This window comes from Streptomyces sp. NPDC026417, assembly GCF_055567695.1.
This window is the reverse complement of record NZ_JBVHPY010000001.1, coordinates 259,101-270,653: the sequence shown is the minus strand read 5'-3', so window position 1 is coordinate 270,653 and position 11,553 is coordinate 259,101. Positions and strand designations below refer to the sequence as shown.

The 11,553-nt window shown below is 73.7% G+C and carries 11 protein-coding genes; 3 read left to right on the top strand and 8 right to left on the bottom strand.

Features of this window, described 5'->3' with window-relative positions; translation table 11 throughout:
- Positions 1–60: 60 nt before the first annotated feature.
- The 6 genes from ACZ4NT_RS01115 to hrcA all read right to left on the bottom strand — a co-directional run bounded on the left by ACZ4NT_RS01115 (position 61) and on the right by hrcA (position 5,192).
- Complete coding sequence (locus ACZ4NT_RS01115) at positions 61–618, bottom strand: hypothetical protein (protein ID WP_467722554.1); 558 nt, start codon at positions 616–618, stop codon at positions 61–63.
- Positions 619–678: 60 nt separating this feature from the next.
- Entirely contained in the window at positions 679–1,071 is a 393-nt protein-coding gene (locus ACZ4NT_RS01110) for a VOC family protein (protein WP_467722552.1), read from the bottom strand.
- Positions 1,072–1,094: 23 nt separating this feature from the next.
- On the bottom strand, positions 1,095–1,844 hold the full coding sequence (locus ACZ4NT_RS01105) for a 16S rRNA (uracil(1498)-N(3))-methyltransferase (RefSeq protein WP_121403121.1): 750 nt from the start codon (positions 1,842–1,844) through the stop codon (positions 1,095–1,097).
- Positions 1,841–2,926: a nitronate monooxygenase gene (locus tag ACZ4NT_RS01100; protein ID WP_467722550.1), complete on the bottom strand. Its 1,086-nt coding sequence runs from the start codon at positions 2,924–2,926 to the stop codon at positions 1,841–1,843. Before ACZ4NT_RS01100 ends, ACZ4NT_RS01105 begins: the two co-directional genes overlap by 4 nt.
- A gap of 112 nt (positions 2,927–3,038) precedes the next feature.
- Positions 3,039–4,175, bottom strand: coding sequence for a molecular chaperone DnaJ (dnaJ, locus tag ACZ4NT_RS01095; RefSeq protein WP_121403119.1), 1,137 nt, complete (start codon positions 4,173–4,175; stop codon positions 3,039–3,041).
- A complete protein-coding gene (gene hrcA / locus ACZ4NT_RS01090; RefSeq protein WP_121404740.1) occupies positions 4,176–5,192 on the bottom strand; it encodes a heat-inducible transcriptional repressor HrcA in 1,017 nt (338 codons plus the stop codon).
- Between the two features lie 203 nt (positions 5,193–5,395).
- On the opposite strand from hrcA, the gene ACZ4NT_RS01085 reads away from it, so the two are divergent.
- Positions 5,396–6,130, top strand: coding sequence for an MBL fold metallo-hydrolase (locus ACZ4NT_RS01085; protein WP_467722548.1), 735 nt, complete (start codon positions 5,396–5,398; stop codon positions 6,128–6,130).
- A 46-nt stretch (positions 6,131–6,176) separates the two neighbouring features.
- Positions 6,177–6,980, top strand: coding sequence for a DUF3097 domain-containing protein (locus tag ACZ4NT_RS01080; protein ID WP_121403117.1), 804 nt, complete (start codon positions 6,177–6,179; stop codon positions 6,978–6,980).
- A gap of 185 nt (positions 6,981–7,165) precedes the next feature.
- Here the strand turns inward: ACZ4NT_RS01080 and hemW are convergent, their stop codons facing one another.
- Positions 7,166–8,398, bottom strand: a complete 1,233-nt coding sequence (gene hemW / locus ACZ4NT_RS01075) for a radical SAM family heme chaperone HemW (protein ID WP_121403116.1) — start codon at positions 8,396–8,398, stop codon at positions 7,166–7,168.
- 22 nt (positions 8,399–8,420) lie between these two features.
- Positions 8,421–10,454 (bottom strand): SpoIIE family protein phosphatase, encoded by a 2,034-nt coding sequence (locus ACZ4NT_RS01070; protein WP_121403115.1) that lies wholly within the window; start codon positions 10,452–10,454, stop codon positions 8,421–8,423.
- A gap of 102 nt (positions 10,455–10,556) precedes the next feature.
- On the opposite strand from ACZ4NT_RS01070, the gene ACZ4NT_RS01065 reads away from it, so the two are divergent.
- Positions 10,557–11,553 (top strand): HAMP domain-containing protein (locus ACZ4NT_RS01065; protein ID WP_467722544.1); only part of this gene is annotated, 997 nt, incomplete at its 3' end.

Genomic DNA, 11,553 nt, shown 5'->3' with positions numbered 1-11,553 from the left:
ATGCAGCGCCCGGCCGCCCGGACAGGGGTTTGGATCACTTGGTGCCCGCGGACCCGCGCCTCACTTGCCCTCGACGGGGCGGCAGGAGGGGTAGTCCTGGCACCAGATGGTCTGCGTCTCGGTGACGGTCACGGTGGAACCGGGGCGCTGGGGGTCGTAGCTCACGGGCGGGGTTCCCGCGGCGTCGCAGTTGCCGAGCACGCTGAGGTGGAAGCGCTGTTTGCCGGCGACCTTGGCGGTGAGGTCGCCCCGTACGCACTTGCCGTTGACCTCGCGGGTGACCTCGCCGGTGATGGTGATGTCCTGCCCGTTCTTCGTCTCCCCCTGGCAGTCGACGTCCGCCACGGTCCGTACGGTGGGCGAGGGCGACTTCCCGGGCGTGGCCGCCCTGCCGCCGTCGTCGTAGTGGGCGGTGCAGCTCAGCCACTGCACGTCGACGCCCCGCCGCTCCAGCTCCTTGGTGCCGGCCTGGTCCGTCGTGTACGCCACCGACGCGGAGCTGAGTCCGTCACCCGGCTCGCACGCGGCCACACCGAACACGGCGGCCGCGGCCAGTCCGGCAGCGCCCCACAGCCTCCTGCGGTCCGCCCGTTGCCTCGAATGCCTCAAAACCCCCATGGACGGCAGCGTGCCACCGTCCGGGGCCGGGCGGTAGACCGCATGCGGCCACCGTGTCCGTCAGCCGCGCAGCAGCAGCCATTCCTGAAGCTCCACCAGGTTGCCCTCGGGGTCCCTCAGATGGGCGACGCGCATCCGGGCGGTCATGGGGACCGGGCCGTGCAGGAGAGCGGCCCCGCGCGAGACGACGGTGGTGCAGTAGGTGTCCAGGTCGTCGACGCGCAGGACGACCAGGGAGCGGTGCCCGGTCGCCGGTTCGCCCAGCTCACCGAGGACTTCGGCCATCATGGCGCGGTCCTGGAGGGCGATGCCGGCCGAGCCGGTGACGGGGCTGAACTTCTCGTACGGTCCGCCCGTCGCGCCCGACTGGGGCTTCAGGCCGAGGACGTCGGCGTAGAAGCGGTAGCAGGCGGCGAAGTCGGTGACGAGCAGTCGTACGTGTGCGAGTTCCAACGCGTCCCCCAGGAACGGTGCGGTCAGGACCAGCGGCCGGTGCGGCCGAGCAGCAGGGCCGTCGCCGCGGTCCCGGCGGTGGATGTACGCAGCACGCTACGCCCCAGGCGGTACGCACCGGCGCCGGCCTCGGCGAACAGCGCCAGCTCCTCCGGGGAGACACCCCCTTCGGGGCCCACCACGAGCACGATCTCGCCCGTGGCGGGGAGTTCGGCCGTGGCCAGCGGCTCGCTGTCATGGTCCCGGTCCTCGTGCAGCACCGCGGCGAGGTCGGCCGTGGCGAGAAGTGCGGCAACCTGCCGGGTCGTCATGGCGTCCGCGATCTCGGGGAAGCGCACCCGGCGGGACTGCTTGCCGGCCTCCCGCGCGGTCGCCCGCCACTTGGCGAGCGCCTTCAGTCCCCGGTCGCCCCTCCACTGCGTGATGCAGCGTGCGGCGGCCCACGGGACGACGCGGTCCACGCCGGTCTCGGTCATGGTCTCGACGGCGAGTTCCCCGCGGTCGCCCTTGGGGAGGGCCTGCACGACGGTGATGCGCGGGGACTCCTGCGGCTCCTCGGCGACGGCGCCCATGCGGACGATCAGCCGGTCCTTGCCCTCGGTGTCCGTCACGACGCACTCGGCCCAGCGGCCCGCCCCGTCCGTGAGGACGACGTCCTCGCCGGGCCGGAGCCGCTTCACGGAGACGGCGTGCCGCCCTTCGGGGCCGTCGAGCACATGGCGTCCGGCCGCGTCCGCGCGGAGCTCCTCGACCACGAACACCGGCGCGGTCATCGGGCCGTCCCCCCGGCCGGGAACGAGGACAACGCTGTCTTCGCGGCGTCGAGTTCGGCGGCCAGGACCTCCACGAGCCGGGCGGCGGGCAGGTCGCGGGCCATGCGGTGGCCCTGTCCGGCCCACAGCGCCATGCCCTGCGGGTCGCCCGCCTTGGCGGCGGCCTTGCGCAGCGGGGAGGTGAGGTGGTGGACCTCGGGATAGGCGGCGGGGGCGTAGGGGCCGTGCTCGCGCATGAAGCGGTTGACCAGGCCGCGGGCCGGACGCCCGGAGAAGGCCCGGGTCAGTTCCGTGCGGACGAACAGGGGGTTGGTCAGCGCCTCCTTGTGCACGGGGGCAGCGCCCGACTCGGGCGTGGCGACAAACGCCGTGCCGAGCTGGGCCGCGCTCGCGCCGGCCGCGAGGACCGCGGCGATCTGCGCGCCGCGCATGATGCCGCCCGCCGCGACGATCGGCAGGTGCACGCTCTCGCGGACCTGGGCGACCAGCGAGAGCAGCCCGATGCCGGCGCCGTCCGCCTCCGGGACGTCCCGGTGGGTGCCCTGGTGGCCGCCCGCCTCGACACCCTGGACGATCACCGCGTCGGCGCCCGCCCGCTGCACGGCCTGGGCCTCCTCGGCCGTGGTCGCCGTGACCAGGGTCAGCGTGCCGACCCGGGCGAAGGAGGCGAGCACCTCGGGCGTGGGGCAGCCGAAGTGGAAGGAGACCACGGGCACGGGGTTGTCGAGGAGGACCGCGAGCTTGGTGTCGTACCCGTCGTCGCGGCCGCTCTCGGGGTCGCCGAGCTCGGTGCCGTACCAGCCGGCCTCACCGGCGAGCTGGTGGGCGTAGACGTCGACGGCGGCGGGGTCGGCGTGCTCCTGCTGGGGCATGAAGAGGTTCACGCCGAACGGGCGCCCGGTGAGGCCACGCAGCTGTTTGATCTCCTGGTACATGCCGTCGGCCGTCTTGTATCCGGCGGCGAGGAAACCGAGCCCGCCGGCCTCGGACACGGCGGCGGCGAGCTGCGGCACGGAGACACCGCCCGCCATGGGGGCCTGCACGATCGGACACCGAAAGAGATCGGTCAGCGCGGAGGACATGACGGCATGTTGTCACGTCCTCCGTACAAGTCCGAATCCGGCGGTCCACCCGGCACAGGCCACCGGAATGTGCCTCTCCGAGCACCTCCGGGGCGGCCTGTGCGGGCCGCCGTCAGCGTCCGTTGAACGCGTCCTTCAGGCGCGAGAACAGGCCCTGCTGCCCCGGCTGGAACTGGCCCGTGGGCCGCTCCTCGCCGCGCAGCTTGGCCAGCTCGCGCAGCAGGCGCTCCTGCTCGGCGTCCAGCTTGGACGGCGTCATGACCTCGACGTGGACGATCAGGTCGCCCCGGCCGCCACCGCGCAGATGCGTGACACCGCGGCCGTGCAGCGGGATCGACTGGCCGGACTGGGTGCCCGGGCGGATGTCGACCTCCTCCATGCCGTCCAGGGTCTCCAGCGGCACCTTGGTGCCGAGGGAGGCGGCGGTCATCGGAATGGTGACCGTGCAGTGCAGGTCGTCGCCGCGCCGCTGGAAGGTCGAGTGCGGCAGTTCGTGGATCTCGACGTAGAGGTCGCCGGCGGGGCCGCCGCCGGGGCCGACCTCGCCCTCGCCCGCGAGCTGGATCCGCGTGCCGTTGTCGACACCGGCCGGGATCTTGACCGTCAGGGTGCGGCGCGAACGCACGCGCCCGTCGCCCGCGCACTCCGGGCACGGCGTCGGCACGACCGTGCCGAAGCCCTGGCACTGGGGGCAGGGGCGGGAGGTCATGACCTGGCCCAGGAAGGACCGCGTGACCTGGGAGACCTCACCGCGACCGCGACACATGTCGCAGGTCTGCGCCGAGGTCCCGGGCGCGGCACCCTCGCCGTTGCACGTGGTGCACACCACGGCCGTGTCGACCTGGATGTCCTTCGTGGTGCCGAAGGCCGCCTCGTCGAGGTCGATCTCCAGCCGGATCATGGCGTCCTGGCCGCGGCGCGTGCGCGACCGGGGGCCCCGCTGCGACGCCGTACCGAAGAACGCGTCCATGATGTCGGAGAAGTTCCCGAAGCCACCGGCGCCGAAGCCGCCCGCGCCTCCGCCGCCGCTCTGCGAGAGCGGGTCGCCGCCGAGGTCGTAGACCTGCTTCTTCTGCGGGTCCGACAACACCTCGTAGGCGGCGTTGATCTCCTTGAAGCGCTCCTGCGTCTTCGGATCGGGGTTGACGTCCGGATGCAGCTCGCGGGCGAGCCTCCGGAACGCCTTCTTGATCTCGTCCTGGGACGCGTCGCGGCGCACGCCGAGTACGGCGTAGTAGTCCGTGGCCACTTAAGACTCCGCCAGGATCTGTCCGACGTACCGTGCCACTGCGCGTACCGCTCCCATCGTTCCCGGGTAATCCATGCGGGTCGGTCCGACCACGCCGAGTTTGGCGACTGCCTCGCCGCCCGAACCGTAGCCGACCGAGACCACGGACGTGGAGTTGAGTCCCTCGTGGACGTTCTCGTGACCGATCCGTACGGTCATGCCCGAATCCGTCGACTCACCAAGCAACTTGAGGAGCACGACCTGCTCCTCCAGGGCTTCGAGAACCGGCCGGATGGTGAGGGGAAAGTCATGTCCGAAGCGGGTGAGATTGGCGGTTCCGCCGATCATCAGCCGCTCCTCGTTCTCCTCGACGAGCGTCTCCAGCAGGGTGGAGAGCACCGTCGCGACCGTACCGCGGTCCTCCGTCTCGAAGGCCTCCGGCAGATCCTGCACCAACTGGGGCACGTCCGCGAAACGGCGGCCCGCGATGCGGCTGTTGAGCCGGGCCCGCAGATCCGCGAGCGACGTCTCGCCGAAGGGCGCCGGGCAGTCGATCATGCGCTGCTCGACCCGGCCGGTGTCCGTGATGAGCACCAGCATCACGCGGGCCGGGGCCAGCGAGAGCAGCTCCACGTGCCGCACCGTCGAGCGCGTCAGCGAGGGGTACTGGACGACGGCGACCTGCCGGGTGAGCTGCGCGAGCAGCCGCACCGTGCGCCCCACGACGTCGTCGAGGTCGACGGCGCCGTCGAGGAAGTTCTGGATCGCGCGGCGCTCGGGCGCCGTCATCGGCTTGACGCCGGCGAGCTTGTCGACGAACAGCCGGTAGCCCTTGTCGGTGGGGATGCGCCCGGCACTGGTGTGCGGCTGGGCGATGTACCCCTCGTCCTCCAGGGCGGCCATGTCGTTGCGGACGGTGGCCGGGGAGACGCCCAGCCGGTGGCGCTCGGTCAGCGCCTTGGAGCCCACCGGCTCCTCCGTCCCGACGTAGTCCTGGACGATGGCGCGCAGCACTTCGAGCCGGCGTTCACTGAGCATCGCGCACACCTCCAGATGTCGCACCGTGGTCGTCGCGGTCGTCTTCCTGGCACTCAGCGCGTGCGAGTGCCAGCGTGCCCCGGCCCAGTGTACGGCGGTGAGGTACGGCCCCGGCAAGGGCGGGCCCGCGATGTCCTGCCGGGGAGTACGGACGTGTCCTGCGATGTCGCGCCGTCGTACCCCCTTGCCGCTAGCGTCACCGTGTGAACGTGACTTGGGAAGAGCCGGGGTGGGAGGAACTCTCCCCGCGGGCCGGACGGTGCCGGCTCCCGGGCTGGGACTGCACCGCGGGGCTCGTGGTCGGCGAGGGGGCGGCACTCCTGATCGACGCGGGGTCGAGCCTCGCGGAGGGAGCGCGGCTGCGCGCCGAGGCCGGGCGGCTGCTCGGCCCCGGCCGGCGTGTGACGCACCTCGCACTCACCCATCCGCACTTCGACCACGTCTTCGGCGCAGCCGCCTTCTCGGGGGTGGAGGTGTTCGGCGCGGTGGGCCTGGACACCGTCTTCGCGCACGGCCGCGAGGAACTGCGCGCGGACGCCGTGCGCAACGGGCTGGACGGACGCGCGGCGGACGAGGCGGCGGACCTGCTGGTGCGGCCCCGCCACCTCGTCTCCGGGGAGTGGACGCTGGGTCTCGGCGGGGGTGTGCAGGTCCTGCTGGCGAACGTGGGGCCCGGGCACACCGGGCACGACCTCGTGGTGCTGGTGCCCGGAGGGGACGGTCCCGAGGTCGTCTTCTGCGGTGACCTGGTGGAGGAGTCGGGCGAACCGCAGGCCGGTCCGGACGCCGTGCCGTCCCGCTGGCCGGCCGCTCTGGACCGGCTGCTCGACCTGGGCGGCGAGGACGCGGTCTACGTACCGGGCCACGGGGCCGCGGTCGACGCGGCGTTCGTCCGGGCGCAGCGGGACGCGCTGGCCACGCGCTTCGGCGTGTCGTAGGCGCGGGCGGGGGTCACGGCGCGGCTCTTCTCCTATCGTCATCCGAATGCGCCAGTACTCTCCGGACCTGACCCCGCCGTGGAAGAAGCCCAAGCCCGTGCCCGAGGTCCCGGCCGAGCCGGGTCTGGTGGTGGAGGAGCCCGGCACCGGATTCTGCGGTGCGGTGATCCGCTGCGAGGCGGGCACGGTGACGCTGGAGGACCGCTTCGGCAAGCACCGGGTGTTCCCGCTGGAGCCGCGGGGCTTCCTGCTGGAGGGCAGGGTGGTCACCCTGGTCCGCCCCGCCGCCGGACCGGCCCGCCCCAGCCGCACCGCCTCCGGATCGGTCGCCGTGCCCGGCGCCCGGGCCCGCGTGGCCCGGGCCGGCCGCATCTACGTGGAGGGCCGGCACGACGCGGAGCTCGTCGAGCGGGTGTGGGGCGACGACCTGCGCATCGAGGGCGTCGTCGTCGAGTATCTGGAGGGCGTCGACGACCTCCCCTCGGTCGTCGAGGAGTTCGGGCCCGGTCCGGATGCCCGGCTCGGGGTCCTCGTCGACCACCTGGTCCCCGGCTCCAAGGAGTTCCGGATCGCGGAGTCGGTCACGAGCGAGCACGCCCTCGTGGTGGGCCACCCGTACATCGACATCTGGGAGGCCGTGAAGCCGTCCTCCGTCGGCATCCCCGCCTGGCCCCGGGTCCCGCGCGGCCAGGACTGGAAGACCGGGGTCTGCCGGGCCCTGGGCTGGCCGGAGAACACCGGCGCGGCCTGGCAGCACATCCTGTCCCGCGTCCGCTCCTACAAGGACCTGGAGCCCGAACTCCTCGGCCGGGTCGAGGAACTCATCGACTTCGTCACCGCCCCGGAGTAGGCACCGACCGCCTCCCCGCCGGACGGGCCGAGGTTCAGCCCGGGCGGCGGCCGGGGCGAGCGCGTGGGCATGGGCGTGCGGGTGCCCCTGGCGACCGGGGTCCGGGGCGCCGCACCGCGACCGGTGATCCGAGGGCGCCGCACCGGGACGGGCAGGAGGCGCCCTGCGACGGGCAGGAGGCGCTCTCAGTCCACCAGGTCGCGGACCACCGCGTCCGCGAGCAGCCGCCCGCGCAGGGTGAGCACGGCCCGCCCGGCCTCGTAGGGCCCGGCTTCGAGCAGTCCCTCCGCCAGCGCGCGCCGCGCCGCGGCCGCCCCGTCCGGCCGCAGCAGCGACAGCGGGCATCCCTCCCTGAGCCGCAGCTCCAGCAGGATCCGCTCCACCCGGCGGTCCTCCGGGGAGAGCAGCTCGCGCCCCGCCCCGGGCGACCTCCCCGCGGCCAGCGCCCCCGCGTACGCGCCCGGGTGCTTCACGTTCCACCAGCGCACCCCGCCCACATGGCTGTGGGCGCCGGGTCCGGCACCCCACCAGTCGGCGCCGCGCCAGTACAGCTCGTTGTGCAGGCAGCGCGCCGCGTCGGACGTCGCCCAGTTCGAGACCTCGTACCAGTCGAAGCCCGCCGCCGACAGCACCTCGTCGGCGATGAGATACCGGTCCGCGTGGACGTCGTCGTCCGTCATGGGCACCTCGCCGCGGCGGATGCGCCGGGCGAGCTGCGTGCCCTCCTCGACGATCAGGGCGTACGCGGAGACGTGGTCGGGGCCCGCTCCGAGGGCCGCGTCCAGGGAGGCCCGCCAGTCGTCGTCGCTCTCCCCCGGGGTGCCGTAGATCAGGTCCAGGTTCACGTGGTCGAAGCCCGCCGCCCGGGCCTCGGCGACACAGGCCTCGGGCCGGCCGGGGGTGTGGGTGCGGTCGAGCACCTTGAGGACGTGCTGCCGGGCGCTCTGCATGCCGAAGGAGATCCGGTTGAAGCCCCCGGCCCGCAGCGTGGCGAGGTAGGCCGGGTCCACCGACTCCGGGTTGGCCTCCGTGGTGATCTCCGCGTCGTCCGCGAGCCCGAACTCGTCGCGGATCGCGCCCAGCATCCGTACCAGGTCGCCGGCGTCCAGCAGGGTGGGCGTACCGCCGCCGACGAAGACCGTGCGGACCGGGCGCGGGTCGTCGCCGAGGACCTTGCGGGCCAGCCGGACCTCGTCGGTCAGGGTCGACGCGTAGTTGTCGCGGGAGGCGAGCACGCCTCCGGTGCCCCGCAGCTCGGTGGCCGTGTAGGTGTTGAAGTCGCAGTAGCCGCAGCGGGTCGCGCAGTACGGGACGTGCAGATAGAACCCGAGGGCGCGCTCGGCGGCCCCGGTCAGGGCGTGCGCGGGCAGCGCCCCGTCGTCGGGGACGGGCTCACCGTCGGGGAGTGCGGAAGGCATGTCCCCCATTGTCCCGCACGCCTCACCGCGTCCCGTCCGCGTGGGCCGGCCGGTCCGCCCGGGCCGGCTGTTCCGCCTGGAGGACCAGGAGTGCCAGGTCGTCCTCCGGCGGATTGCTGCCGAAGGCGTGCACGAGCCGCCGGACGCGTTCCGCGATCAGCCCGGCGCTGAGCCCGACGCACCCGGCGAGGGCGGTCGCGAGGCCGTCGTCGTCGTCGAACTGGCAGGAGCCGCTGCGGCGCTCGGTCACGCCGTCCGTGACGCACAGGACGGTGTCACCGGGGCGCAGCTCGAAGGTCTCGGCGGTGTAGCCCGCGTCCTCGACGACGCCGAGGAGCGTCTGCGGGGCGGCCACCTCGCGCACGGTCCCGTCGGGTCCCAGGAGCAGTGGGAGCGGATGTCCGGCGGAGGCCAGGGTGCAGCGCACGCCTCCGTCGAAGGGCACCAGCTCGCCGTAGAGCAGCGACAGGAAGCGCGTCTGCGGGCCGTCGGCGTCGACCAGCCCCGGTCCGCCGGTGGCCACCAGCGCGCGGGCGGCCGCGTCGGCCGCCTCGGTCGCGTCGTCGAGCAGCAGCTGGTTGAGGCGGTCGAGCACGTCCGCGACCGCGTAGCCCTCCCGCGCGAGCAGCCGCAGCCAGGGGCGGGCGAGGCCGATCACCACGGCGGCCTCGGGTCCCTTGCCCTGGACGTCGCCGACGGCGAAGCACCAGCGGCCGTCCCCGGCCGGGAAGAGGTCGTAGAAGTCGCCGCTCGGCCCGCCCTGGTCGCAGGGCTCGTACACGAGGGCGCTGCTCACGCCGGGGATCTCGGCGACGGCGCCGGGCAGCAGGCCGCGCTGGAGGACCCGGCTGATGGTGGCCTGGCGCGCGTACTGGCGGGCGGCGCCGACGGCCAGGGCGATCCGGCGGCTGAGGTCCTCGACGAGCCCGGTGACCTCGTCGGGGAAGGCGCTCAGCCCGGCGCGTCCGATGACCAGGGTGCCCAGCGGCCGGCCGCCGGCGATCAGCCGGTAGGCCAGTGCCGCCCCGGGCGCCCGGGGGGCCTCGGGGTCCTCGCCGGGCCACGGCACGGGCACCGCGCGCGAGCGCACCGAGTCGGGGAGCCGCGGCGGGTCCTTCTCCAACGCCCGGCGCAGTTCCTCGATGCGGTTCTCGCTGCCGTGCCAGACCCGGGCGAGCCGCGGCCCGGCGGAGCCGCCGGCCCGGTCGGAGCCCCGCCAGGAGGTGGCCTCGTCCTCCAGCCACACCGCGCACCAGTCGGCGATCCGGGGGACGAGGAGCTGTCCGGCGAGGGCGGCCACGAGGTCCTCGTCGAGCTGTCCGGCGAGCAGGTCGGAGGCCTCGGCGAGGAAGGAGAGGGCGCCGCGGCTGACCCAGTCGTGGTCCCGCCGGGCCTTGCGGGCGGGCTCGGGGGCGAGCGGTTCGGCGCCCGGCTCCCCGTGCTCCGGGGCCTGCTCGACGGCGTACGTCCCGATCCCGTCCTCGGCGCCCTCGGCCCCGCCGACGGGCAGTCGCGCCCAGACGGTCTTGACGCCGGTGCGGTAGGTGACGCCCCACTCGGCGGAGAGCGCGGAGACCAGCCGGAGTCCCCGCCCGTACTCGGAGATGCCGTACGGCCGCTCGGTGGCGTCGCCCCCCACGGCCCGGGACGGGTGGTGGTCGGCGACCTCCACCACGAGCCCGGCCGTCCCCTCCTCGCCGAGGGTGGCCGCGTCCTCCCCGGACGCCCCGTCCGGACCGGCCGCCTCCGGGTCGCCCTGGTCGAGGCGGCACAGCAGCTCGACGTCCGTCCCCGCGTGCACCACGGCGTTGGTGACGAGTTCGCTGACGATCACGGCGGCGTCGTCGACCAGCCGCTCGGTGACCGGGACCGCGCCGGTCAGCGCGTGGTCGGCCCAGTCGCCGAGGGTGGCGCGGACGAAGCGGCGGGCTGCGCCGGGGGCGAGCGGTCCGCCGGGCAGGGTCGTCCGGGCCGTGGCACGTCGGCCCGCACCGTGGCGCGCGGGCGCGCCGCGAGCCCGGGACGAGGTCTCCCGCTGCGTCGGTATGGGCCCCACTGTGCGTCTCCCTGAGCAGTTCGGACGAATCACCTCAGCCGATGCGGACAGGGTGACAGACTGGCCCTGCCCATAAGCGCCGAGTTACCGAAGTGGGCCAGCATGAGTGAGAACAGTGCTACGCACGTGCTCGGAGACGGACAGATTCGAGCATCGGATCTGCGTCCGCTGCTCGCCGCGCTGACCGCGGTCAGGGACGGCAACTTCACCAAGGTGCCGGAGACGGGGCACGGGCTGGTCGCCGAGCTGAACACGGCCTTCAATCAGGTGATGGACCGGAACATGCACTTCAACGCCGAAGTGCAGCGGGTCCGGCGCGAGCTGGTACGGCACGGGCGGCTGGACGAGCGGCTGTCGGCCAGTCCGGGGCAGGGCAGCTGGACGTCGAGGGTCGACGAGGTGAACCAGCTGCTGGACGCCCTGGTGGCACCGGCGGCGAACGCGACCCGGGTGCTGGACGCGGTGGCCGGCGGCGATCTGACCCAGCGGGTCGACCTGCACGACGGCAACCGCCAGCTGCGGGGCGACCTGCGCAGACTGGGCCGCGCCGTCAACAAGATGGTCGACCAGCTCTCCCTCTTCACGGGCGAGGTGACCCGGGTGGCCCGCGAGGTCGGCACCGAGGGGCGGCTGGGGGGCCGGGCCAAGGCGCAGGGCCTGTCCGGGAGTTGGCGGGACGTGACGGAGGCGGTCAACACCATGGCCGCCCGGCTGACCGCCCAGGTGCGGGACATCGCCCTGGTGACCACGGCGGTGGCGCGCGGCGACCTGACCCGGACGGTGACCGTCGAGGCCACCGGCGAGCTGCTCGAACTGAAGCTCACCGTGAACACGATGGTGGACCAGCTCTCCGCGTTCGCCGACGAGGTGACGCGGGTGGCCCGCGAGGTCGGCACCGAGGGCCAGTTGGGCGGCCGGGCCCAGGTGCGCGGGGTCTCGGGGGTCTGGAAGGACCTCACCGACAACGTCAACTTCATGGCCTCGAACCTGACCTCCCAGGTCCGCAACATCGCGCAGGTCACCACCGCCGTCGCCAACGGCGACCTCAGCCAGAAGATCACGGTGGACGCGCAGGGCGAGATCCTGGAGCTGAAGTCGA